The sequence below is a fragment of the Actinocorallia herbida genome, assembly GCF_003751225.1.
Lineage (GTDB): Bacteria > Actinomycetota > Actinomycetes > Streptosporangiales > Streptosporangiaceae > Actinocorallia > Actinocorallia herbida.
The window spans coordinates 4,040,851-4,065,830 of sequence record NZ_RJKE01000001.1 but is presented as its reverse complement, the minus strand read 5'-3'; the positions used below and the strand labels follow the sequence as shown (position 1 = coordinate 4,065,830).

At 72.1% G+C, this 24,980-nt stretch carries 16 protein-coding genes; 5 read left to right on the top strand and 11 right to left on the bottom strand.

Translation table 11 applies throughout. The features are described 5' to 3' along the window. Positions 1-2: 2 nt before the first annotated feature. A complete protein-coding gene (locus EDD29_RS18790) occupies positions 3-1,541 on the bottom strand; it encodes a DUF4407 domain-containing protein (protein ID WP_281280903.1) in 1,539 nt (512 codons plus the stop codon). A gap of 243 nt (positions 1,542-1,784) precedes the next feature. Here EDD29_RS18790 and EDD29_RS18785 point away from each other — a divergent pair, with 243 nt between their 5' ends. The 4 genes from EDD29_RS18785 to EDD29_RS18770 are packed head-to-tail and all read left to right on the top strand — an operon-like array spanning position 1,785 to position 8,038. Then, a complete protein-coding gene (locus tag EDD29_RS18785) occupies positions 1,785-3,206 on the top strand; it encodes a hypothetical protein (RefSeq protein WP_123665661.1) in 1,422 nt (473 codons plus the stop codon). Continuing rightward, positions 3,206-4,195, top strand: coding sequence for a hypothetical protein (locus EDD29_RS18780; protein WP_123665660.1), 990 nt, complete (start codon positions 3,206-3,208; stop codon positions 4,193-4,195). The genes EDD29_RS18785 and EDD29_RS18780 overlap by 1 nt, the downstream gene beginning before the upstream one ends. Further along, the gene (locus EDD29_RS18775) at positions 4,192-6,333 is read left to right on the top strand and encodes a hypothetical protein (protein WP_123665659.1); all 2,142 of its coding nucleotides are present in this window, start codon (positions 4,192-4,194) and stop codon (positions 6,331-6,333) included. Before EDD29_RS18780 ends, EDD29_RS18775 begins: the two co-directional genes overlap by 4 nt. A gap of 1 nt (position 6,334) precedes the next feature. Beyond that, positions 6,335-8,038: a hypothetical protein gene (locus EDD29_RS18770; RefSeq protein ID WP_123665658.1), complete on the top strand. Its 1,704-nt coding sequence runs from the start codon at positions 6,335-6,337 to the stop codon at positions 8,036-8,038. A 2-nt stretch (positions 8,039-8,040) separates the two neighbouring features. On the opposite strand, the gene EDD29_RS18765 is transcribed toward EDD29_RS18770, so the two are convergent. The 6 genes from EDD29_RS18765 to EDD29_RS18740 all read right to left on the bottom strand — a co-directional run bounded on the left by EDD29_RS18765 (position 8,041) and on the right by EDD29_RS18740 (position 17,240). Then, entirely contained in the window at positions 8,041-11,085 is a 3,045-nt protein-coding gene (locus EDD29_RS18765; protein WP_123665657.1) for an SAV_2336 N-terminal domain-related protein, read from the bottom strand. Continuing rightward, a complete protein-coding gene (locus EDD29_RS18760; protein WP_246053424.1) occupies positions 11,082-12,032 on the bottom strand; it encodes an AAA family ATPase in 951 nt (316 codons plus the stop codon). Before EDD29_RS18760 ends, EDD29_RS18765 begins: the two co-directional genes overlap by 4 nt. 5 nt (positions 12,033-12,037) lie before the next feature. Next, complete coding sequence (locus EDD29_RS18755; protein ID WP_123665656.1) at positions 12,038-13,879, bottom strand: hypothetical protein; 1,842 nt, start codon at positions 13,877-13,879, stop codon at positions 12,038-12,040. Positions 13,880-14,047: 168 nt separating this feature from the next. Further along, the gene (locus EDD29_RS18750) at positions 14,048-15,754 is read right to left on the bottom strand and encodes a caspase, EACC1-associated type (RefSeq protein ID WP_123665655.1); all 1,707 of its coding nucleotides are present in this window, start codon (positions 15,752-15,754) and stop codon (positions 14,048-14,050) included. Beyond that, on the bottom strand, positions 15,751-16,116 hold the full coding sequence (locus EDD29_RS18745; protein WP_148086011.1) for an effector-associated constant component EACC1: 366 nt from the start codon (positions 16,114-16,116) through the stop codon (positions 15,751-15,753). The genes EDD29_RS18750 and EDD29_RS18745 overlap by 4 nt, the downstream gene beginning before the upstream one ends. A 347-nt stretch (positions 16,117-16,463) precedes the next feature. Further along, positions 16,464-17,240: an aldo/keto reductase gene (locus tag EDD29_RS18740; RefSeq protein ID WP_123665653.1), complete on the bottom strand. Its 777-nt coding sequence runs from the start codon at positions 17,238-17,240 to the stop codon at positions 16,464-16,466. A gap of 222 nt (positions 17,241-17,462) precedes the next feature. Here EDD29_RS18740 and EDD29_RS46355 point away from each other — a divergent pair, with 222 nt between their 5' ends. After that, positions 17,463-18,425, top strand: coding sequence for a hypothetical protein (locus EDD29_RS46355; protein WP_211359787.1), 963 nt, complete (start codon positions 17,463-17,465; stop codon positions 18,423-18,425). Positions 18,426-18,502: 77 nt separating this feature from the next. Here the strand turns inward: EDD29_RS46355 and EDD29_RS18730 are convergent, their stop codons facing one another. The 4 genes from EDD29_RS18730 to EDD29_RS18715 all read right to left on the bottom strand — a co-directional run bounded on the left by EDD29_RS18730 (position 18,503) and on the right by EDD29_RS18715 (position 24,975). After that, positions 18,503-19,282: a DUF899 family protein gene (locus tag EDD29_RS18730; protein ID WP_123665652.1), complete on the bottom strand. Its 780-nt coding sequence runs from the start codon at positions 19,280-19,282 to the stop codon at positions 18,503-18,505. Between the two features lie 400 nt (positions 19,283-19,682). Further along, a complete protein-coding gene (locus EDD29_RS18725) occupies positions 19,683-20,345 on the bottom strand; it encodes a hypothetical protein (protein WP_123665651.1) in 663 nt (220 codons plus the stop codon). Then, on the bottom strand, positions 20,342-23,731 hold the full coding sequence (locus EDD29_RS18720) for an indolepyruvate ferredoxin oxidoreductase family protein (RefSeq protein WP_123665650.1): 3,390 nt from the start codon (positions 23,729-23,731) through the stop codon (positions 20,342-20,344). Before EDD29_RS18720 ends, EDD29_RS18725 begins: the two co-directional genes overlap by 4 nt. Further along, positions 23,728-24,975: an amidohydrolase family protein gene (locus EDD29_RS18715; RefSeq protein ID WP_123665649.1), complete on the bottom strand. Its 1,248-nt coding sequence runs from the start codon at positions 24,973-24,975 to the stop codon at positions 23,728-23,730. Before EDD29_RS18715 ends, EDD29_RS18720 begins: the two co-directional genes overlap by 4 nt. Positions 24,976-24,980 lie beyond the last annotated feature (5 nt).

Here is a 24,980-nt window from a genome sequence, read left to right as displayed (position 1 = left end):
CCCTATTCATCTTCGGGGAACAGTTCGAAGACCGGATGCCCGCCGGACTGCGGAGGGCGTTCGGCCTTCCCGTCGCGCAGGCCGCCGGAGTCCGCGGCCCTGCGGTCTCCGGTGGCGGCGAGCTCCTCCTCGGCGAATAGGTCGCGCGCCTCCCCGTCGTCCTGCTCCTCCCGGTCTGACGGCCGCGCCCTGATCCCCCAGATCCCTCGGTCCTGCCGCGGCTCGGACTCCGGCCACGGGTCACCGTCGGCCTGGGTGTCGACGACCTCGGTCTCCCGCGCGTCCTCGACGGGCACGACGGTCGGCGCGGACGCGTACTCGTGTCTCGGTCCCCGTTCCCAGAGGTCGAGCAGATCGGCCCCGGGGCCGTCGGCGACGCGTCCTCCGCGCCGTACTCGCGTCGGGGCCACGGAGGGCGGGCCGCCGGTGACCGGCGCCCGCGCCGGAGCGGACTGCGCGCTTCTCGCCTCCCGTATCCTCTTCTCGTCGTCGAGTCTGGCGAACCTCTCGTAGCTCCCCTCCTTCTGCATGAGCTTGACGGCGACCGGCAGGCACTCGATGACGAGGAAGAGCAGGAACAGCAGCAGGCGGGCGACGTTCAGGGTCGCGTCCTTGCCGGAGACCTCGTTGAGCGCCTGGAGCCTGATCAACAGGCCGTTGTTCGCGTGGTTCTGCGCGTCGAACGCCTCCTGTAGATCGGCCTGCCTCTCGAGAGCCACGCCGAGCCGGTTCCGCACGCCCGGGAGTTCCTCCTTCGCGGCGGCGAGCCTGGATTCCCTGGCCTCCGCATCGGTCGAGGTGAGCTGTTGCTTACGGTCCTCTATCTGGGTGGTGAGATCGTCCACCCGATTTTTGGCCTTGTCGTAATTCGCTTTACTGTCGACGGCGAGGGGACCATTCCCCGGCTTGGCGCACCCGTCTCCGCCGTAGAGCTGGCACTGCCACTCCCGGTAATAGTCGTCCTTGAGCCCCTGCTGCTCGGCCAGCTCGGCGGTCAGCGCCTTCAGCTTCGGATCCTGCGCCGGATCGCTGACCTTCTCGCCGTTGGAGTCGATGACGGACTGCAACTCCGTGACGGAGGCGCGCAATGTCGCCACCTCCTTGCCGACCTCACCCTCCTGCTGCACCTTGGCGAAGGACTCGGCCTCCCGCTGCTGGATCTCCACGATCTGGGCATCGATCTCGGAATGGAAGATCTGCAGCACCAGCGGGGTGGAGATCACAAATCCCAGCAGGAGCGCCAGCAGCAGCCGGGGAAGCGCGATGCGCAAGCGGCGCGGGCCCGATCCCGGAATGGACGCGACCAGCCATCTGTCCAGACTGAGAATTGCCAGGCCCCAGAGCACGGCCGCGGGAACGGCGAGGACCACGGAGAGCCCGACCGCCGTGGTGAGCGCGAACGCCATCGACAGCCCGGCCAGGACGCTCGTGGTCAGGATCGCCCCACCCACGCCCTGGAATCTCGCCCGCTCGGCCGGACATTGCGCCAAGATTTCGGTCCGCGCACCGGAGAGTCTGATCAGGAAATCTCGGTTCTCCATCGAATCCTCTTCGAGACGGCACCGAAACACGGACCCAGGAGGGCGGGAAACCATGCTCAGGCATAATATCGGGATTCCCGCGACAGCACATCAAGATCAAATTCGAGCATTGGCCGGATAAGGACATCTGTGGAACGTAACACGAATTCCATGGAACCCCGAGAGCGCCACTTGCCTTCCAGCCCCTATGCTGATCTACCATACCTGTGGGAATATCCCGAACCGGGTGACAGGAGGGCGTCGTTGACCCGACCGGATGAGTCCCTGACACACGAGGCACTCGCCGGCGCGATTCTCGACCTCGCGGACAACCAACGCCTCGTCGTCTCGGACATCGCCACCGAGGGAATCACCCATTTCGAGATCTGGCGCAATCCCGCCGGGGTCCCGCGCTGCCGCTACCGGGCGACCATTCCCTGGGCAGAACTCATGGCGGAACTCGCCGACACCTGGGGAAGTGCCGTAGATGCAGGGGGATTTGGTGCACTATCGCCAGATATCGGGGTCATCTGCGTCCAGTCCACGCCTGACGGCTCCCTGCCCGGCCCTGCCCTCCGCTGGCTGCGCGAGGTCACGGCCACGCGCTCGCGGCTGATCGGCGGGCACGGTCTGCGCACCGGCGACGTGCTCCGCGACGTGATCTCCCGGGAGCGCCTCACCCGCGTCTACGAACTGATGGTCCTGCGCCCGGACGAGAGCGGCGGCATGGAGCCGACGGGCATCCAGCTCTTCCGCCAGGGCACCCGGCAGGGGGCCCGGGTCCTCCACACCGTGCGGATCGCACGGGAGAGCCCCGCGGAGGGGACCGCCTTCGTCGTGGTCAGCCGAGACGGCTTCGACAGGTACGAGGAGGTCTCGGCGGAGAGCTGGATCCTCCCCTCGGGCGAGCACACCTTCGAGGCCGAACTGCTGCGCCCGGGCAGGGTCCGCTTCCACGGGCTCCCGGGAAGCCCCGGCGGGACCCGCCCCGTCCTCGACGCGCTGATGCAGGACATGCCCATGCGCGTGCCCTCCCTCGCCGGCCGGACCGCGCACCTCATCTGCGCCGTGGAGATGAGCGGACCGCAGGAGCACGTGGACGAGCGGCTGCGCAGGACCGCCCAGATCCTGCACGAGGTGCGCAACGCCCCGAACACCGAGACCTCGCTGATCTCCTACCGCCCCCACGAGTACCGCCGCCGCCACTCCGACGTGCCGGTGCAGCCCGTGACCTGGCGGAAGACCCCCGAGCAGACGCTCAAGCAGCTCCATCTGCTGGAGGAGCGCACGGGGATCGAGCAGGGCTACCCGCATGCGGCGGCGGTCGAGTGCGTCCTCGACACGGTCCACGAGCGGCTGCCGGAGGAGCCCTTCCACGATCTGACCGCGCTGCTGTTCGTCGGCGCCAGACCGCCGCACCCCGCCCGGGTCAACGCCGAAGAGGTGCTGCCCTGCCCGTCCCGCCTCGACTGGTCGGACCTCGCGGACGCGCTGGACGCCAGGCCGGGGATGCGGTTCGCGGCGCTGCTGGACAAGACGTCCGGCTCGCCGGGACCCGCGTGGGGACGGCTGGGGTCCGGGACCCCGTACAGCGCCGAGGCCGTGGACGTGGCAGCGCTCATCGCCGACCTGGGACTGACCGCCGACCCGCTCCTGCGGGTCCCGTTCCCGATCGAGGTGCCCTGATGAGCGAGCCGCCGATGACCCCGGGCGAGGACGCCCCGCAGCGCCGGATCGCCATGTGGGGCACCCCCGGCAGCGGGAAGACCACCTTCCTCGCCGCGCTCAAACTCGCGCTCAGCAGCAAGACGGGCGCCTCCACCTGGCGTCTGTTCGGGCGGGACCCCGCCTCCGACGGCGCGCTCCGGCGCCTGACGAACTCCATGATCGCCGAGGTCAGGACCTTCCCGAGCCCCACCCAGAACATCGACCGCTACAGCTGGATCCTGCAGGGCAATTCGGTGGAGCGCGTCGGTGGCTGGGGCCGCAAGCAGGCCCGCAGCCGGACCGTCAGGATCAGCCTGGACCTCGTCGACGTGAGCGGGGAGCTCTACCTGTCGAGGGACGTGCCGTCGCGGGGGCAGGACGCGCTGGTCGAGGACCTCGCCGAGAGCCGCGGCATCATCTTCCTCTTCGACCCGATCCGGGAGTACGACCGGGGAGACGCCTTCGAGTACTTCCACGGCGTGATCGGGCAGCTCAACCAGCGGACCGACCCGGCGGACTTCGTGAACGGGTACCTGCCGCACCACATGGCGGTCTGCGTCACGAAGTTCGACTCCGTCCGGGTGATGCAGACCGCGCTGCGCAGTGGGCTCATCACCTACGACCCCGACGACAGGCACGGGTTCCCCAGCGTCGCCGACCACGAGGCGGAGAAGCTCTTCAAGCGGCTGTGCGACATCGCCGCCGACGGGTACGGCGCGGAGATGATCAACGAGATCAAGGCCAACTTCCATCCGGACCGGGTCAAGTTCTTCGTCACCTCGGCGATCGGCTTCTACACCGGCCCGTCGAACCTCTTCGACGAACACGACTACCAGAACACCATGCCGAACCCCGACCCCGCCGATGCCCGACCGGTCATCCGCGGGAAGGTCAGCCCGATCAACGTGATGGAGCCCCTGATATGGCTGGGCGGAAAATTGGCGGCAGATTCCGGACCAGGCGTGTGAACGACGGAGCCCGCCCCGTCGAACTCGACTGCCAGTGGGCCCTGCACGGCAAGCGCCCCGGCACCGACTACCAGATCCTCGCCTGCAGCACCGGGGACATCGACGCCGACGGTTACGCGGAGATCCTGCACCGGTTCAGCACCGGGACACCGGAACATCTGCCCCAGATCGTCCTGAGCTGGGCGGGCAGGGAACAGGAACAGGGCCGTATCGGCATGGCCATCCAGGAGGCGGCGCCGCCAGGGCAGGTCGACGGCTTCGGCCGGGCCTTCGCCTACACCCGCTACTTCTGCTTCCCCTACGCCGATGTCGCCGACCGGCCCGTCACCTACACCGAGTTCTACCGCGGGATCCGGGGCCTCGACCAGCCGGAGAACCGCGATCCCGCAAGGTGCTCGCTCGCGCCGATGAACGCCGCGCTGATCGGGCCCGCCGTCACCGCGCAGGCCCGCAGCGCGGCCGCCCTGCTGCTGACCGGGCGGCAGGTCGTCGTGTACGGCTGCGACTACGTGCCGCTGGACGAACGCCTCAAGTTCCTCGACGTGGTGGCGTCGCTCCTGCCCTACGGCATGCGCACCAGGTACTCGGCGGCGACCTGGGCGTCCAGTGTCTCCGACCACAGCCTCAGACTGACCTTCGCCCACGACAAGCGCTCCGGCGCCCACAATCTCCTGTTCGGCGAGCCCGCGGAGGTGCCCGCCGAGTACCCCGTCGCCCGGCAGTACCACGACTGGCTCCGTTCGTTCGACGACCCCGCCGAGCCCATCGAGCTGCTGACCCGGGTGAACGAACCGCTCCGGCTCCAGGACGGCGCCCGGGCCCTCGAACTCCTCCAGCACGCGCACCGGCCGAAGGAACCGGCCCAGACCGTCGTGGACGTCGAGGGGCATCCCGCGGTGCGTCCACCGGTCACCGAGGCCGCGCCCACCCTCCAGTTCCTGATCTCCGCGCTCAATGTCGCGGTCAGGAACCGGAACCGCCCGAGCATCGACAACGCGCTGACGGAGATCACGCGTCTCGCGGCGCGTTCGCCCACCCGGACCGAGCGCGACGACGCCGTCGAGTCGGTCAGGGAGACGCAGATCCTCCAGGAGGGCACGCTGGACAAGACCGACCCGCACGTGCGGTCCCAGATCCTCGACGCGATCCTCGCCGCGGTGTTCTCGCCGCTGACCGAGAAGCACATCGACGAGATCTCGGGCATGGCCGGAGGGCTCCGCGAGGAACTCCTGTCCGCGATGCTGCGGATGGGCGAGAAGACGCAGGACGTCGATCTCATCGTCGCGAACCTGCTCCCGGCCGGGGCCGCGCGCACCGCCTTCGCCAACATGGCCCTCACCGACCTGATCGCCTTCGCCACCCGCTGGCCGAAGGCCGTGCAGATCAATGCGCGGATCATCGACCGGTTGGAACGCGACCTCTCCGCCCTCCGCCCGGAGGTCCCGGGGGAGATCATCGAGCTGCTGGAGAGGCATTACTTCCTCTCGGCGGCGATCTTCCACCTGAGCCCCCCGCCCGACCCGAGGAAGCCTGCGGCGGCCGACGAGGCCGCGTACACGCGCCTTCGCGAGCTCCTCAGGCTGGCGTACGGGGACGCCCCACGCGCCGGTTCGCTCAACCGGATGACCGGTCTGTACGCGGAGCCCGACCGGGCCCTGCTCAGGCTCGCCGCCCTCGAACGGATCGGGACCTTGAAGGGCTACTCCCCCTGGACGATCCTCGTGGAGGAGCCTGTGGCGCGCGCACGGCTGGAGGCGGAGACGAAGCGCCGCATCGAGCGGCTCCTGGACGACGAGCCTCCTTCCGATGAGAGCACGGACGGCCAGAGTGGCCAGGGCGGCCAGGGCGGCCAGGGCGGCCAGAACGATCAGGACGCCCCCGAACCTCCGCGAGGCCCGGACGACGACGGCCAGGGCGGCGCCGTGACACAGATCCTCCCGTCCGATCCCGGCGTGCCGCCGAAGACGCCCCGCCCGTTCTGGCGGAAGCGGTTCTGGCGGCCTCGGGCCCGGCACCGTGAGCGGCACCGCGGCGGCGCCCCGGCCGTCCGCCTCGTGGTGGGAGTCGGGTTCTGTCTGGTCGGCCTCGTGATCCTTTCCAGGGTCGCCATCTTCATGGTCAATCTGGGCGGAGACTGAAATGGCGGAGACGTTGCGGCTGTCCGCCCAATGGGCCCTGTGGACCACGGGTCATCGTGTGACGCGGTGCGCCCGGGGAGCCCTCACTCCCTCGACCTTCGAGGACATTCCCCACGAGTTCCCCACCAGCCACCATCGCAGGATCCCCCAGGCGGCGGTGAGCTGGCTCTACCCCGGCCCCAAGACCCGGATGGTGATCACCATCGCCGATGGGTCCGTCCAGCTCGACGGCGCCCCGCAAGGCGCCGCCACGCGGCACTTCGCGATCGCCTACGCCGACCTCACCCGGCCGGTCTCCTACGAGGACCTGTACGTGGCGCTGGCGGGCCGCGAGCTGCGCGGAACGGATCCGGTCGTCGTCGACGTCCCCGTCCTCGACCCGATGCGGATCGCCGATCGCGTCACCGGGTTCGCCAAGGCGACGGCGGCTCTGCTGCTGACCGGCCGACAGGTCTGCGTGACGGGCGCGGAGGAGCTCACCTTCCCGGAGCGGCTGCGTTTCCTCGACACCGTCGCGGCTCTGCTGCCCTACGGCGCACGCACCAAGTTCAGCGCGACGACCTGGGCCGACAGCGTCAGCGACCACCGTTTCCGGCTCGCCTTCTCGCCCCACGCTCGGGCGAACTTCCACTCGCTGGCGTGGGACGGGCCGGTGGAGCCGCCCTCCGACCCCCCGGCTGCCCGCGAGTACTTCGACCTCCTCGACCGGGCGCACGACCTTCCCGACCTGCTCTCCGCGCTGGCCGACAGCCTCGCCCCGTCCTCCCCGTACGCCAACCCGGCGGAGGCGCTGCGGGTCGCCCGCGGCGCGCAGCGGCCAGACCGGCGCGACCCCGGCTTCCCTCCACCGCAGCCGCCGCCTCCACGTCCGCCCCAGGCCCCGCAGCCGAAGTACGAGACCTTGCTGGCCGCCTGCGCCGAGGCGCTGTGGAGGGAGCACCACGCCGCGCTGCGCCGGCATCTCGCCGACCTGGAGGCGCTCTGGGAGTCGGGCGGACGTCCCGACCACGACCAGGCGCACGAGATCATCAAGAACGGCGCGCTGCTGGCCCGCCGCGACGATCTCCCCGACGACCTGCGCGAGCACCTCCTGAGGGTGGTACTGCGCGTCGGTTACGGCCCGCGCCTGACGTCCAAGAGCCTGACCCGGGCCCTGAAGGCGGCGCGCCCCAAGTCGAGCGACCTGTTCGCCCGGCTCCTGGAGATGCCGTACGAGGACGGCTCTGTCCAGGGAAAGCGCATCTACGAACTCGTGGAATGGCTGCGCGGGCTCGATCCGTATGAACTCGTCGCGACCGCGGCGCGGCAGCCGGTCCACCCTGAGATCGCCTCGATGGCCCTCGACCTGATCCGGGAGGGGGCCGACCGGACTCCGGAACCCTTCCGGCTGGCGCTGCACGCCCATCACCATCTCACCGGAACCGTGGCCCTGCTCTACCCCGGCGCGATCGGCACCCAGGCCGAGGCGCTGCGCGGCCTGGTCGTGGCCGCCTACCCGGGCGCCATGCTCGCCGAGCACACGCAACGCATACTCAACGCGGTGCAGGGCGCGCCGGCCATGAAGCGCGCCCTGGCGTCGCAGCCCGGCCAGCCCCCGACGGGAGGCGGCCCTCCGGGGCAAGGGGGGCCGGGCGGCGCGCGGCGGCGAGGCCGCGGCAACGGGAGCCTGCGCGGCTTCTGGAAGCGTGACGGCGGCGGGGCCTGACGTCACCGCCCGACGCGGATCGGGAACATGAGCCGCGGCGGCTCCGCCGGGACCAGCCCGAGATCCGCGCAGAACTCGCGGACGTCCACGGTGGCCGGGCGGGCGAGCGCGTCCTGCCCGATCTCACGCCAGAAGTCCTCGGTCGGCCGCTCGGTGACCGCCCCGACCCGCAGACCCGGACGTCCCTCGACGATCTCGGTGAGGACGCCCTGCCAGTCGTGGCGCTCCGGGCAGGGCAGGACGTCCGACGGGCTCGCCTGCGGCGGGTGCGGCAGCCCGTCCCCGATCAGCACCAGCGCGTCACGGCCGGGCACGGCGGCCGTGCCGAGTTCGGCCACCCTCGCCAGCGCGTCCTCGACCATCGCGTGGCCGCGGTACGTCTCGGCGAGGGGCTCCGCCTCTTCCAACGTGTGGATCGCTAGCACCGCCGCGTCCTGGGACACGGCGGGCCAGTCGAGGACGTCGGGCTGCCCGCGACGTCGGTCGCGCCCGAAGACATGCTGCCCGTAGGCGATGAGGGTGAACGTGAGATCGCCGAGCAGTTCGGCGCCGAGGACCCCGATGACCCGCCGGGCGCAGCGCAGCCGTGCGGCGACGGTCTCGGCGGGGCCGCTCAGCTCGACGGCGAGGACGACGCGGGTCGGCACCGACCACGCGCGCATCGTGCGAGGCACCGAGGCGGTGACGGTCTCCCAGCCCCGTGATTCCGGCACCACCTCGCCCGCCCCGGAGAAGGCGACCTCGCCGGGGCGGACCAGGGTCGCGAAGAGCCTGCCGCCGGGGTGCCCCCGGGCCCTCCCCACCGCCACGAACCTCTCCCCCGGACGGTGCCCGCGAGGCAGGACCGCGAGGACCACACCCTCGCGCGCGGGCCCTGTGCGCACCGGCAGATCGGTCCGGGTCTCGCCCGGACGCGCGCCGCGCTCGAACAGCGGGATCGGACGCAGCGTGAACACCCCGCCGGCCTCCTCCAACGTGACCAGGTCGTAGGCGATCCGCAGCGGCTCGTTCTCGACGGCCCCTGCCAGCTCGCCGGCCACATCGGCGTTCTCCTCGAAGACCACCATCGCGTCGGGGCGCTCTTCGCGCAGCCATCCCACGGTCCGGCCGGCCATCGGGTGCCGTCGTACCGTCACCACCACGACCAGGGGCGCTTCGCCCATCCGCCGGACCGCGGCCCTGACCGATTCGGCGGGATCCGCGGCGGATTCGAGCCGCCGCCAGAGCGTCTGCGCGGCCCTGGTCGCGCGCGGCACCTCGACGCCGTCGCGTTCCAGGACGTGGGTGGTGATCGCGGCCCCGTCGAGGTGCAGGACGCTGACGACCCCCTTCGGTTCGAGGCGCGCGAGGCACGCGGCGAGCACCTCGCGCAACGACCCGGCCGGGGTCTCCGTGAACTCCTCGCCGGGCGCCGCCGCGGCCGCCGCCTCCCTCTCCCGGTCACGGGCGGGCTCACCCATGGCCACGCCGATCTGCGCGGCCATGTCCCTGGCCAGAACCACGAACGGGCGCACTTCCGGACGCAGGTCGTCGAGCGCCGAGTCGTCCCGCAGCATCCGGTCGAGCTTGTCGTCGAGGTCCGGATCTCCGCCGGTCAGCGCGTGCCGCGCGGTCTCGAAGCAGTGCGCCTGCTCCAACGGCGTCACGCCCTCCTGCAGGGCGCCCACGGCCTCAGGGACGAACCGGTAGCTGCGCGTCGCCTCCTCGGTCACCTCGACCAGCCCGCTGACCAGCACCTCGGCGCGATGCCCGAACCCGGAGTCGCCGATCAGCTCCCGCTGCAGGACGTCGGTGAGCGGGATGTTCAGTTCCCGCGCGTGCGACAGGGCCTGGGCGAGCCTGAGCGCCCCGGGCGAGGCGCGGTGCCGGAAACTGCGGACCCGTTCCTCCGGGGTGACCGCGACGGTGCTCGGCGCCGGCACGCCCACCGGCCTGCTCGTCGTGATCGCCTTGACCCAGTGCGCGCCGCCCGCCGCGGAAGCCGCCCACCGCGCCAGATCCCGGGGGTCCAGCCCGACGACGGGCAGGACCACGCCTCTCTCACTGCGTTCCACCAGAGCGCCCGCAACCCCCGCGGAAGCGGAGTCCGGGCTCGCCCACCACGCGAACTTCTTCAGATAGTCGATGTTGGCCTCACCGGCCCTGGTCGCCCTGGCCAGGGCGTAGGGCTCGCCCACCGCGGTGTCCGGCCAGTAGCGCTGGGGCAGCATGTGCAGCAGCGCCGTGGGCATCGCACGCGCCCACAGCTCCAGCGCCCGCCACGGGGCGTCGCCGTACCAGCGGTCGCCCACCGCGTCCGTCATGACGAGGACGATCCGGCGCCCGGACGGCTCGATCAGGGCGTCCGGGGAGACGGTGTGCGCGCCCGGCCCGCCGTCCGCGATCCGCAACCGGGCCGCGCCGTCCTCGACCCGCATCGTCCACCGTGTGACGGATTTGAAGGCGCCGCTCTGCAGAAGGTGCTCGGACAGGACGGACGCCGTCTCCTCCCACATGCCCAGGGAAAGGCCCTCGTCGACGACGAGGGCCAGGTCGAACGAGCGCCGCGCCGGAGGGCGGTGCGTCACGACCACCCACCCGCCGGTGTGCGCGATGGCCTCGATGGTCGCCTCGACGTCCACCTCGAGCCGTCCCGGCCCGGTCAGCCGCTTGAACCGGGTCAGCGCCTCGGCGAGGGCCAGCGAGTCACGCGGCCGGATCGCGCCGGGGGGCGGCCGGCGGGAGCCACCGGCCAGGAGGGCGCGGTTCGTGCGCGGGGCCCGTTCCAGCCCGACGAGCGTCCGGCCGCGCCGGGCACGGACGAGCTGGTCCGGCACGCGGTGCGGCGCCGGAACAGGCTCCACGAGCGTCTCCGCCGCCTCACCGGGCAGGGCGACGGCGCGCGACGGCGAGGCGGGCGCTTCGGCGAAGTCCCTCGGCCCGGTGTCGTCGGAGGTCGGCCACCGGGCCGTCAGGAGCAGGATGTCCGCGATCTCGTCCGCGGTGAGCTCGGGCCCTCCGAGGCTCGACCCCACCCGCGCGAGTGCCTTCGCCAGCGCCTCGATCACTGCGCGTTCAGCTCGCTCAGCAGAATGCGGGCGAGCTCCTGGCGGTCCTCCCCGCCGATGTACTCACTGTTGCGCCCGGTCACCAGGTACACCAGTTCGAGGATCTGGTTGATCGCCAGTTCCTCGCCCGCGTGGATGCGTTCGGCGAACTCCCCGATGGCCGCGCGCTCGACGTCGGCCCCCTGGTGAAGGTGCTTGGCGACGATCTCGCCCAGGAGTTCCGGGGTGATCGGCGGCATCGTGAAGCGGACGCAACGGCGCAGGAAGGCCGGCGCGAAGGATCGCTCCCGGTTGCTGGTGAAAACGACGACGGGGTAGTGCGCGGCCCGCACCTTGCCGTCGCCGACGTCGTAGAAGATGTCGGCCTGCCTGTCGGCCCCTTTGACCCAGAACCCCTCGGGACCGCCGGCGCCCTGCGGTCGCAGCGCCCGCAGCAGGGGCGGGATCTCGAACTCGAAGTTCTCCAGCACGTTGAGCAGGTCCCCGGGCAGGTCGATGTCGCTCTTGTCGATCTCGTCGACCAGGACCGCGCGCGGCCTGTCCGGGCTGGCCAGCGCCGTGCCGAGCGGCCCGAGCCGCACGAACCGCTCCACCCGGTCGCCCTCGTTCCCGAGCCGGATCTCGTGCAGCCGGTCCAGGGCGTCATAGGTGAACAGGCCGTCGTTCAGCGTGGTCTTGGAGGTGATGTGCCAGCGCAGGACTTCGCCGAGCCCCAGCCGCGCGGCGAGCAGTTCGACGAGCGTGGACTTCCCGCTGCCCGTCGGACCGGTGAGCAGCAGCGGACGGCGCAGCAGCAGCGCGGCGTTGACCGCGGCCTGCAACCCGGGAGGCATGACGAACTCCGGTGGGACGCCCGCCTCCGGGCGTCTCCGCCACCGGGGCACGTCGGGAAGGTCCCGCCAACTCGGGTGCGGGCCGCCGTCCTTGCGGTTCATGTCGAAGAGCATCCAGTTCACTGTGCCTCATTTCCACTCGGATCCGTCAACGGGTTCCGCGGGGGAAGCCGAATGTCGCCTCGCCCGTCCACGTCCGCCCAGATGACCGCGCGCCGTGCGCCCGGCCGGGCGCCGCGGCCGTTCGGCCGGGACCACTCCTCCGGCATGCGCTTCCGGCGCAGGTCCCGGTCGGGAATCGCCGCCCAGCGGGCCAGCAGGTCCGTGGCGGCCTGCTCGTGCTGGCCCCCGTAGTCCCAGACGACATAGCCGAATCCCTCCATCAGGATCCGGCGCAGCACCGCCTGTTTGAAGCGCCTGCTCTTTCCGGCGATCAGGCAGGGCGCCTCCGCCGCGTCCAGCAGGCGCTTGCGAAAGGTCGGCTCGTCTTTCATGTCCTCCTCGGTGAGCACCACGGGGTCCGCTTCCCATCGGCCCGCGCCGCTCCGCTGCCTGTAGCTGAAGTAGTAGTTCTTGACACCGTGGTCCCGATAGTGCTGCGACCAGCGCAGCCTCGGCTCCAGGCTGTCGGAGAGCGCGGTGTAGCCGCCGTTCCCGTCCGGGACGACGGCGAGGTCCACGATTCTGATGCCCTTCTCCAGGTAGGACATCGGGAGGACCAGGTCGACCACGAGCTTTCTCCCCTCGGCCCTGTGCTGGAGCTCCGCGACGATCTTCCGCAGCACCGGCTCGATCAGCCGCTCCTCCGCACACGGTTCGCCCAGATCGAAGTCCCCGGAATCGGGGTAGAGGTCGACGGTGATGTGCCCGGGAAGCGGAGAGTGGTGCAGCACGTCCTCACCGATCGTGATGACGGCCCACAGCTCCTGGACCCGGAGCTCGTCGGAGAAGGCGCGGGCCGCGGCGAGATCCACCGCTCTGCTCCGCAGCCAGGACAGCAGGACGGGTTCCTCGAGGCCCGCCCCGTTGCGCGCCGCGACCCCGAGGACGAATCGCTCGAGTCCCCCGAGGGGACCCGGAAGGTTCTGCGCCATCGCCGCGTGGCACAGCAGGTCGAACTCCGTCTCCGCTTCGGGCCAGCGGCTCCCCATCAGCCGGTAGTAGAGGCGCTTGAGCTCCGCGAGGCCCGGATCCAGACCGCCCACCGCGCGGAACGCGGGCATGGCGGCCTGGGCGTCCGGGTGGTACTGCACCAGCAGCGGGTTCATCCATCTGCGGTCCCGTCTGACGTCGAAGGGCCGGGGCCGGTCGTCCCGTCTCGCGGGCAGGGGACGGCGTACGACGGGGGCAAGGGCGCTCCGCCGCCACGCTGCCTCGACGTCGAGGATGGCGGCGCCGGAGAACTCCGGGCGGAAAAGGCCGTCGGTCAGCCTCAGCGCGCCTTCCCTGCACGCCTCGGCGAAACCCTGTCCCGAGCCCGCGCCCGCCGGGTCGAGGGCCAGGAACCGCTCCGCGCCGATGTCCAGGGCCAGCCGCGCCTTGATCTCCGGCCGGATCTCCGCGGCGCCGTGCACGGCCCAGGCCGGAAGCGCGTCGATCGGCCGCGCCGGGATGACGACGACCGCGTTCTCGAAGCGTTCCAGCGCGGCCTCGGAATAAGGCGGCGGCAGCATCAGGAAAGGCCGCAGACCGCGTCGCCCGGCGAGCCCCGCGTAAATGAGCGCGAGTTCCAGACGGGTGGCCGGGACCTCCCCTTCCCGTACCTCGTCCAGGCTCCGGATTCGCGTGAGCGAAGACCCCTGCACGACCGGCGGCGCGTAAGCGAGCCGGTATGCGCGCAGCCTCGAATACACCCGCTCGGCCTCGCCTCCGGTGAACTCCGGGCCGGTCAGATCCCCGGCGTCACGCGGAACGACGCACTTGATGAGCCCTCGCGGATCCTCCGGGAATTCCCAGCTCACCGGACCGCCCCGGCACGTCGGCAGCGCGACGCGAAGTCTCCACGTTCAGGAACACCCAACGCCCACCCCCTCGAATGCCCCCGAGTCCCACTTCAACGCGCGCACCATATTAGGCGAGAGTATCTGCGCTTGACCATGCATCCCGGTTACGCCGTGGCCCTTCTCTATTCATTTCTCCGGTCCGGCCGGGTAGGCGCAGGCACCGAATGCCACGACGAGTTCCGGGGCCAGTCCGCCGCGATCACGAATCCCCGTGGCCGCCTCCACAAGATCGCGAATTGCGGGCATTCTCGCACCCGCTCCCGACAGCACGACCTCGTCGATGTCGAATTCCCCCTTCTCCGCGACGACACGGCGCACAAGCCCGGCGAGCCGGTCGCGCAACTCCTTCGTCGCCTCCTCGAACTCCCCGCGCCCGAGTTCCAGCGCGACGGGTTCGCCCCCGTCCGCAGGGGCCGGCCGCAGCACCGCCGACTCGCCTTCGCACAGGACCGCCATCGCGTCCTCCGCCACCGCCTCCAGCCCGTCGCCGAACCGCTCGCGGATCCCGGACAGGCCGGAGTCCTCCAGCGACGTGATGATCCATGCGACGACGCACGCCGTCCACCGGTCCCCACCGAGCTCCGGATCATGGTGATCCGCGTGCACCGCGACCTCCGAGCCGAAACCGGAGCCGACGAGGCTCACCTCGCAGTGCCGCGCGCCCAGATGCAGCACGAGCGCCGTCGTCCCGGCCCGCGTGTGAAGGTGGTGCGCGACGAACGCGCAGACGGAGACCCCGGGGGCCGCCAGCACGTTCCAGCCCGCCGCCTCGGCGGCGTCGCACACCGCGTCGACTTCGGCGGCCGCCCACCGGGCCGGTACCGCGATCACCGCATCGCTCGCGAACTGGCCCAGATGGGCCGAGGCGTCCTTGCGCACCCCGGCGAGGATCTCCGCGAGCGGCCGATCCGGCGCGCTCGGGGCGGGCCCGGCGGCGCGGTGGATCCGCTGCGGGCCCTTCCTGCCGAGCACCGCCGCCACGGGCACCGCCGAGGACAGGTCCATGCCGACCACGGGTCCCCGGACGGGCGGGGTGAAGTCACGCCGGCGATGGGCGGCCCCCGCCGCGGCGGGGGCCGCGGGAACCGGAACGGAACGGTGGCCCCTGTTCCGGACGAAGGGCAGCATCCAGGTCGAGCCCCAGACGAACGGTGCGGGCTTGGGCTGGCCCGATGCGGCAAGGCGCTCCCCCGTCAGCGTGATCGTCTGGGAGAGGGTCAGATAGGGCGATGGGTCGTCGACGCCCTCGCGGACGACCTCCAGCAGGGTCCCGGTGAAAGCCGTGTTGCGTGCGCCCTTCGGCGCGCGGGCCGCCCGTTCGGAGGCCCCGATGATCGCCAGGTCGCCCGTCTTGCTGAACAGTCGGCTGGTCGCGCCCACCAGATCGAGGGTCGCCTTCGCGCTGAAGCAGCAGTCGAGCATGAGGATCCGGCTCGCCGCGCCGGCCCCGGCGACCTCCGCCCCGACGTGCTTGAATTCGACGCCGCCCGCGACGACCTCCGGATCCGTCCCGCGCAGGGCCAGATACAGCTCACCGAGTCGGTGGCGGCTGACCAGTCCGTGCCCGGTGTAGTAGACCAGGAGCAGATCCGCGTCCTGCCCGGCCGCCTCCCGGACGGGGTTCAGCAGGTCGTCCGGTGTCGAGGGGTTCTCGACCACGAGGCACTGCTCGCGCGGGACGCCGAGGATCAGGGGCGAGCAGAGCGCCGCACGCAGGTCCGCCAGGTTGCCGGCCGCCGCGGGGATCCGGGGCAGCGACGGCCCGGCGTGGTCGTACTCGCCCGTGCCGATCAGCACCGCCCACGTCCGCCGGGGGTCGGGTGCCGCGGTCATGCCTCTGCTTCGCCCTCTTCGCCCTCTTCGAGCCCGGCGATGACCCGGTCGATGTCGTCCGGGTCGATGTCGGTGAGCTGGATCTCCCTGTCTCCGCGCCGGAAGACCACGGTCGCGCGCGAGCGCCGGGCCAGCCGCCACGCGCCATAGCCGAGCAGCAGGTCGCCCAGGTCGAACCCGTTCTCGATGATCAACTGGAGCAGTTCAAGGGTGCCGAGCCCCAGGTCCTCCTCGCCCCCCGCACCCATCCGGCGTTCGACACGGACGCCGGCACTCACCGCGGGGTCCCCTTCTAGCCAATCCGCGAGTGAGGCGAGTTCATCGTCGGCGTCCAGACCCTCGATCTTGATATCAATTCTCACGCAGACAGACTATTTCACCACACCGACAGATTCATGGCTTATGCCACAGAACCCGTAACCGACCCCACACTGCCCTTATTGTTCCCGACCCATTCACACCATTTGCACCACTCCATTCTCTGCACGTCCCTATTTCCGGCGTGGTGCACCATCGCCGCGGACCTGTCCCAATCCCATCGGAGCGGAACCGGATCCCGTCATCAGGAGCGCGCGTCGCCGCACCCTGGTGCCGCCGACCGCGTCCTCACCGGGCAGCCCGTACCGTCCAAGAGCGGACGGCGACGTCGCCCTTCTTCCTGACGGACGCGGACCTCACCGACCTCTCGGCGCCGGTCTCGGGAAGCCCGCTACGACTCGGTGGCCGGTGCCGGGGTGAGGGCTCGGAATCGGGGGTCGGTGAGGGTCAGGGAAGCGGCGGCGACGTTCTCGGCGAGGTGGGTGAGGGAGGTGGTGCCCGGGATGGGAAGGCTCACCGGGGAGCGGTGCAGGAGCCAGGCCAGGGCGACCTGCGCGGCGGTGGCGCCGAGTTCGGCCGCGACCTCGCGGACGGCGTCCGCCTCACCCGACAGCGTCGCCGGGTGGACCGGCCGCCACGGCAGGAAGGCGATCCCCGCCTCCTCGCACGCCGCCACGACCGGCTCGTGCTCGCGGTCGAGGAGGCTGTAGCGGTTCTGCACGCTCGCGATCTCCACGATCCCGCGCGCCTCCGCCAGCTGCGCCACCGAGACCTCCGACAGCCCGATGTGGCCGATCTTCCCCGTGTCCCGCAGTTCCCGCAGCGTCCCGACCTGGTCGGCGAGCGGAACCTCGGGATCGACCCGATGCAGCTGAAGCAGGTCCAGCCGCTCCACCCGCAACCGCCGCAGCCCTTCGTCGACCTGCTCGCGCAGGAACTCCGGCCGCCCGCACAGCTCGATCTCGCGATCCGGCCCCGCCGGCGCCACCCCCACCTTCGTCGCGATCAGCAACTCCGCCGGATACGGGTACAGCGCCTCCGCCAACAGCTCCTCGTTCGCCCCCCACCCGTACAGGTGCGCCGTGTCGATCAGCGTCACCCCGAGCTCCACCGCCCGCCGACGACCGACCGCGATCTCCCCGCCGATCAGGAACTCCCCCGCACCCATCCGAACCCCGCCTCTCCGTCACCCGAGACCCCACCCACAGCACCTCGACCATACGTCGCGACCACCCGGGTCCGCATCTCATCATCCGGCCCCGCGAGCACCCGGCACCGTCGCCGGAGACGCGGCGCGAACGACCGAGCGGCCGCCCCTGACCGGGCGGGTCGACGCGGTGGCGCGGCCGTGGCAGGGTCGGTGGCCGAACCGATCCGTCAGGAGGTCGCGTTGTCCTTCGTGAACGGACTGCGGCTGCCCGCGCTTCTCCTCGACCTGCTGGCCGATGGGAGCTGGCGTCATCCGGGTGACGAGGTGCTGCGCGCGATGGTCCCCTGGTTCCCGGAGCCCCTGGACTTCCTGGCGGACATCCATGCCATGCGCCGGGAGTCCGGGACGCTCTCCCGGCTGAGCAGGGACGATCCGGGCGACGGTCTCTTTCGGCTGGTTCGCGGGCGAGGCACTCCCGTCGAACCACCCTGGCTGGACACCGACCTCGCCGTGCTCATCGCCGTGAACCGGCACCTCGGCGAGGACATCGCACTCGCCCTGGACTACCGCACCGACCGGGCGGATCCCCGGGTCGTCGGCAGCGACCTCTGGACCGACCCGCACCAGTGCTCCTGGCGCGTCGTCGCGCCGGCGTTCACCGACTTCGCCGCCACGCTCGGGCTCGCGCCGTTCCGGCGCCACCGGTACGTCGGTCCGGCGGAGATCGGCGACCGGGCGCGGGCGCAGCCGCGCGGGCGCGCGATCACCTCGCAGGTCGGCCTGACGGGCTTTCTCGTCCGGGAGCCGGACCACGAGGAACCGTTCACCTATGTCGTGGACGTGACCGGCGCGCTGCTCCTGGCTCCACGACGGAGCGAGCACGTCGCGTGCGCGGGCGGCGAACCCGTCCTCGGGGCCGGCGAGATCACCTTCGCCCGCACCGGCGTCCGGTCCTGGTCCGTCAGCGAGATCAGCAACCAGTCCACGGGATACTGCCCCGACACGACCTCATGGGCGGCCGTCGCCGCGGCCCTCGACCGGGTCGGGCTCGCCCGTCCTGCGGCGTTCACCTGCCCGGTCGTGTTCCGCCGCTGTCCCGCCTGCCACCAGCTCAACCTCGTGAAGGACGAGGACTATCGCTGCGCCGTCTGCGACGGGCCGCTCCCCGCCACCTGGAACGCCGACCTCCCCGCCGAGAGCTGACAACGGCACCGCCGCGGCGGAACCGGACGGGGCCACCGGAACCCGGTGTGCTCGTCGGCTCCGCCGGCGGCGGTGCGTCAGTGGTGGGGGCCGTATCGGCCGAGGGACTCCACGGGGGTCGCGCCGGGGCGGGTCCACTGCGGCACGGGGCGGCTGGTCGGGCCCCAGGTGGCGTTGCCGTCGGCGTCCGAGCGCCAGTACCAGCACGGGGCGTTCCCCTCGGGCCGGCCCTCCGGCTTGTCCTCCCACGCCTCGCCGCGGCCGTAGGGCGTCATGTCGAGCACACCGAAGGACGCGTTGGCGGGCTCGATACCGCGGCCCGTCGTGGAGTAGGTGAGGAACACGCGGTCGCCCTCGCGCAGGTAGCCGGTGAGGTAGCCCATCTCGCCGCCGGCCGGCCCCTCCACGTCGCGCACCGAGTACCAGGGCTGGGCGTAGCCCATGAACTCGACGAAGGCGGCCACCTCTTCCCACGGGCCCGTCGTCAGAATGGCGAACGAGACACCGCGGGCGTTCAGGTAGACGGCGTCCTTCAAGTTCCAGGCCGCGTCGGTGCAGCCCTCGCACTGCCCCTGGTGCGGCGCGCCGTCGTACCACATGTGCTTGTAGGCGACGAGCTCTTCGCGGCCCTGGAACAGGTCGAGGAACGGGACGGGGCCGTCGGGCCCGACGACCTCGACCGTCCCGTCGAACTCCACCATCGGCAGCCGGCGGCGGGCCGCGGCGATGGCGTCGCCCTCGCGGGTGTGCGCCTTCTCGCGGACCAGCAGTTCGTCCCGGGCGGCCTGCCAGGTGGCCAGGTCCACCACGGGCGGGCGGCCCGGTAGCGCGTTCGCGTCATCCGACGAGGTCGTCATGGTGTCCCCTGCGGTGTCCGGTGCCAGGTGGTGACGTCGCACCACACCCTAGACCTGCGGCCCTTCCGGATCCCGGCACGACGCGGCGGTCGGCGGGACTCGAGACCTTCACCCCTGTCCGCGTCCACCACGACCCCCTCGTCGGGGCTTACCGTGCCCAGCCGGTGGCGGGGCTCGAGCCCCTGTCCTCCCCACCGACCGCGCGCTGTCCGGCCACCGGATCGCCCTCGCCCGCGCTGCGATGGCCTTGCTCGACCTGCACCGCAAGGCCGTCGCCCGTCAAGAACCCGCGCGGTCCTTCCGCCCTGCCTCCCGGCGTCGGGACGGCTCGGACTCGAAGGCGGGGCCGGAGCCCTCTGAGCGCGGCCGGACGGCCGTCCGTGCCGTCCGCCCGGGCCGCTCAGTCCAGCGGGATCAGGGTCTCGTGCGCGGGCAGGAGCCAGGAGCCGGAGAACAGCGCGGGGTCGGCCGCAGGGGCGGCGGCGAACCAGGCGACGCGAGCGGCCAGCGCTTCCGGGGTGGTGAAGTAGACCTCGGTGAGGGCATCGTAAGGCCGGGGGGCGTCTTCCAGGGGATGGGACTGGACGTAAGCGAGGCCGCGGGCTTCGGCGGGGATCGGGACCTGGGGCCGGACATGGCCCGCGTGAGCCTGCCAGCGCGCGGAGAACCCGGCGGGGGTGAGGTCCGCGGCACGGGTGGCCAGGGCGAGGTGCTTCAGCCGGGAGGACGGGTCCGCCCAGCGCCCCGCGAGCCAGTCGTCCCCGCGCATCACGGACTCCCGCGCGAGGAACACCGGCGAGGCCGAGCGGGTGACGTCCCCTTCCCGGGGGCCTTGCCAGGCGGCATAACGGGCCGCGTGCGCCCGATCGGTGAACCAGCCGATCTCCACTCCGTCGTGCCTCGGGTCGGCGGCCTCGGGCAGCACGGTGTTGACCGCGAGCCGCAGCGGGCGGACCCCGGCGGGGGCGCGCGCGGCCGCGGCCACCGCGGCGGGCCACGCCGCGGCGAACTCGACCCGGGTGACGCCCGCCGCCCGGGTGGTGCAGCGAACGCGGCGGATCACGCGCGGACCTTCGCGCGCCAGGCCGCCGCGGCCGCCTCCTTGATGGTGCTGTAGCCCTTGATGTCCAAGGCCGACGCGGCCGCCGCGACCCGATCGGCATACGGGAGGTCGCCCGCGAGGACGTCGTCGATGAGCGCCTCGTACTCCTTGATCAGCGCGCGTTCGAGGCGGCGGTCCCGGTCGAAGGCCCAGGGGTCGAAGTGGGTGCCGCGCAGGCGGCGCATGCGGCGGAGCAGGTGGAAGCCCAGTTCGTAGGGGCGGCCGAGGGGGAGCTTGTGGTCGAGGCCGAGGCGGCGGAGGATCGGCGGATGCAGCTGGAAGACGACCTTGTAGGCGCCTTCGATGCCCATGTCCGCGGCCAGCGCGTCGTAGTCGACCTTGAGGTGCAGGCGGGCCACCTCGTACTCGTCCTTGTAGGTGAGCAGCTTGAACCAGGACTCCGCGGCCGCGCGGGTGAACGCCCAGCCTTGCTCGGGGCTGTCCTGCCGGGCGGTGCGGGAGACGAGCGACAGGTAGCGGCGCCCCCTCCCGGCGTCCTGGTAGTCGATGGTCTGGGCGGTCCTGCGCAACAGGAGGCCTTCCAGTTCGGCGGGCAGATCACCGCCCTCCATCAGGGCGCGTGCCCCGGCGAGCGCCTTCGCGGAGGGATCGGTCAGACCGCCGCCCGCCGCACCCGAGAGCGCGCTCTCCACGGCGGCCGGATCGTGCACGGCCCAGCGCCCCCACGCGAACGCGGCGAGGCCGGCCTCCCCCGCACGGCCGGCGCCCAGCGCCGCCTCGATCGCGGTGAGCGGCACCGGCAGCCCACCGCGCTGGAAGGCCGCGCCGAGCAGCACGATGTTCGCCGGAAGGTGGTCGGCGAAGACCCGTTCCGCGATCCGCCGCGCGTCGACGAAGACCGTCCGATCCGCCCCGGTCCGCCCGCCGATCGCGGCACGCAGGTCAGCGACGTCGGCGCCCGCGTCGTCCCGCTGGAGCATCGCCGCGGTGGGCGTCAGGGCCGGGTCGACGACGGCGAGGCTCCGGCCGGGCCGCACCTTCGCGAGGTGCGCGGCCGACGCCGCCTGGAGGATGTCGCCCGACAGGTAGAGGTCGGCCCCGCCCTCGCTGACGGCCGCCGCGCCGAGCGCGTGCCGGTCCGGGGCGAGGTGCAGGTGCGACACGACGGCCCCTGCCTTCTGGGAGAGCCCGGTCTGGTCCATCCCGCCGACGGCGAGCCCCGCGATCTCGGCCGCGCGCGCGACGGCCCGGACCGCGGTGATCACGCCGGTCCCGCCGATTCCGGTGAAGTAGACGCCGAACCGTCCCTCGATCCGGGCCGGCTCGGGCGTCGGGAGGTGCCCGGAGGGCAGGACCGGGCGGGCGTCCTTGCGGGCGCGCCGCCGCCCTCGCCGGACGGGCTCGAGCGTGACGAACGAGGGGCAGTCGCCGTCCAGGCAGGTGTAGTCACGGTTGCAGGACGGGTCGTGGATCTGGCGCTTGATCCCGAATTCCGTCTCGACGGGCAGCACGGACAGGCAGTTGCTCTTCGCGCTGCAATCCCCGCAGCCCTCGCACACCGCCTCGTTGATGACGACCCGGCGCGGCGGCTCGGGCAGCAGCCCGCGCTTGCGCAGCCGGCGCGATTCGGCCGCGCAGCGCTGGTCGTACACGATCACGGTGACGCCGGGCTCGCGGCGCAGCCGCTCCTGCGTCGCGTCGAGCGCGTCCCGGTGCAGGACCTCGACCCCCGGCGCCCATCGGGCCCGCCGCCCGTACCTGCCGGGCTCCTCCGCGCACACCACGATCTTCCCGACGCCCTCGGCCTCCAGCGCGCGGGTGAGCGACGGCACGTCGAGCAGCCCCGTGACGTCCTGGCCTCCGGTCATCGCCACCGCGGCGTTGTAGAGGATCTTGAACGTGACGGGTGCGCGCGCGGCGACCGCGGCCCGGATGGCGAGCGTCCCGGAGTGGCTGAGGGTGCCGTCGCCGAGGTTCTGGATGAGATGCGGTTCGGCGACGAAGGGGGCGAGCCCGATCCACGGGACGCCCTCCGCGCCCATGGGCGTCGGGGGCAGCCGTCGCAAAGCCTCCTGCCGCGCCTCGAAGTAGAGGATCCCGTGGCAGCCGACGCCGCCCCCGGCCAGCGCCCCTTCCGGCACGACGGTCGAGCGGTTGTGCGGGCACCCGCTGCAGTAGCCGGGGGCCCGTCCGGCGAGCTGGAGCAGCGGCAGCGGCGGACGCCGCGCGGGCTCGGGCGCGGCGTCGGGCGCCAGCCGCACGAGGACGCCCGCGACGGCGCCCGCGTCCAGTTCCCCCGCCACGGGCACCAGCGGCTTTCCTGACGCGTCCCGCTTGCCCCGCACCGGCACGGTGCGCCCGGCCTCGTGGAGCACGGCCCGGACCTGCGTCTCCACGAACGCCCGCTTCTCCTCGATGACCACGAGTTCCGCGACGGACTCCGCGAACTCCAGCACGGTCTCCTCGACCAGCGGGAAGACCATGCCGAGCTTGAGGACGCGCATGCCCAGTCGTTCAGGGGTCGTGCCGAGGTCCGCGCAGGCCTGCCGCAGGTCGAAGTAGGTCTTTCCCGAGCAGATCACCCCGAGCCGCGCACCCGGCGCGGCTCCGCTGACCCGGTCGATCCCGTTGTGCCGGGCGTAGGCGCGGGCCGCGCGCAGCCTGTGCTCGGCGACCAGCGCCTCCTGGCCGGGGACCGCGTGCGGCCCGATCGTCCGCTGCGGGACGTGCCGCCACGGCGATCCGTCGATGACGACGCCCTCGGGGTCGCGCGGCGTGTGCCTCCCGGGTTCGGGATCGAGCGTCCCGACGCCGTCCGCGACCGCCGTGACGACCCGGAGCCCGACCCACGCGCCCGCGTACCTGGACATCCGGAACGCGTGGACGCCGAGGTCGAGCACGTCCTGCTGGTCGCCGGGCACGAGGACGGGCACGCACGCGTCCTGGAAGGCGTACTGGCTGTCGCAGGCGAGAGTGGAGGACTTCGCTGCGGGGTCGTCGCCGCAGAACAGGACGGCACCCCCGTGCGGGCCCGCGCCCATCGCGTTGGCGTGTTTGAGCGCGTCGCCGCTGCGGTCCAGGCCGGGCCCCTTGCCGTACCAGACGCCCGCGACCCCGTCGACGCCGTCGTAGGCGACCGCCGCGCCCATCTGGCTGCCCCAGACGATGGCGGCGGCGAGTTCCTCGTTGAGTCCCGGCCGGTGCACGATCCGGTTCTCGGTGAGGGCGTCGCCGAGCCCGTCGAGCGCGAGGTCGAAGGTGCCGAGCGGCGATCCCGGGTAGCCGGAGACCATGGTCGCGGTCTTGAGGCCGTCGCGCTCGTCCAGGATGCGGCGCAGCACGAGCAGCCGCACGAGGGCGTCGACCCCCGACAGGACGGCGGTCACGGATACAGCCCCGGGTTGACGTAAGCGAAGTCCCCGTCTTTGAGGACCGCCCTGCGCCGGGCCGGATCCAGGAGGACTCCTATGTCGGCGGATGGGTCGCCGTCCACCACCAGGAGGTCGGCGAGGAACCCTTCGCGGACCTGCCCGATGGGCAGGCCGGAGACCCCGCCCATGTTCCGGGTCGCGGTGTGGATCGCCTCGACCGGGGTCATCCCGGCGAACTCCACATAGCGCCGCAGTTCGGCCGCATAGGTGCCGTGCCGCGTCCACTGGTGGCCGAAGTCCCCGCCGGACAGGATGCCGATGCCCGCCTCGCGCAGCCGGCGCATCCCCTCGATCTGGGACGCGAATTCCGCGTGGTACCCGGACGCCTCGATCTTCTCCGGCGTCATCCCGTAGGGCTCGGCGTGGCCGCTGACCATCGCGTACAGGTAGTGCAGACCGGGACAGACCCACAGGTCGTCGCGCCGGGCTTCGAGCGCCTTCACCGCCGCGTCGTCGAGGAAGCAGGCGTGGTGCACGATCCGGACCCCGGTCCGCGCGGCCATCGCGACGCTCGCCGAGCCGCGCGCGTGCACGGTGAGGAACGCCCCGTGCCTGTCCGCCTCGGCGACGGCCGCGGAGAGCATCGCGTCGTTCATGTAGACGTCTTCCGAGGGGAACTCCGGCACGACCCCGTCGCCGGAGATGAACAGCTTGAGCGCGCGCACGCCCTGGTCGCACTGGCGGGCGACGATCTCGCGCAGGCTCTTCGCGTCGGCGGCGACCTCCATCATCTCGCCGTCGCCGCCGAGCCCGCCCACCTCGGCGATCATCGGCCCGCTCGGCACGATCCGCGGCCCCGGGACGAGGCCGCGCCGGATCGCGTCGTCTATGAGCAGGTCGTCCTGCGGCTGGGTGGTGCCGGCGCCGATGACGAAGGTGTAGCCGCTCTCCAGGAACGTGCGGACGACCGCGGCGACGTCGAGCATGTGCTCGCCCGGCGGGGTCTTCGCGATGGCCTGGTGGTCGAAGACGAAGTCCAGCGGCCAGCTCAGGTGGACGTGCGCGTCGCCGAGGCCGGGCAGGACCGTGGCCCCGCGCAGGTCGACGACCCGGGCCGCGCCGGGATCGAGGAGGACCCCCGGCGCGACCCGGACGATGCGGTCGCCCTCGATGAGGACGTCGGCGGCCACCGGCCGTTCGTCGGCCCCTCCGGTGCAGGCGAGGACCCGTGCGTTGGTGAGGAGGATGCGCTCGGCCATGCGCG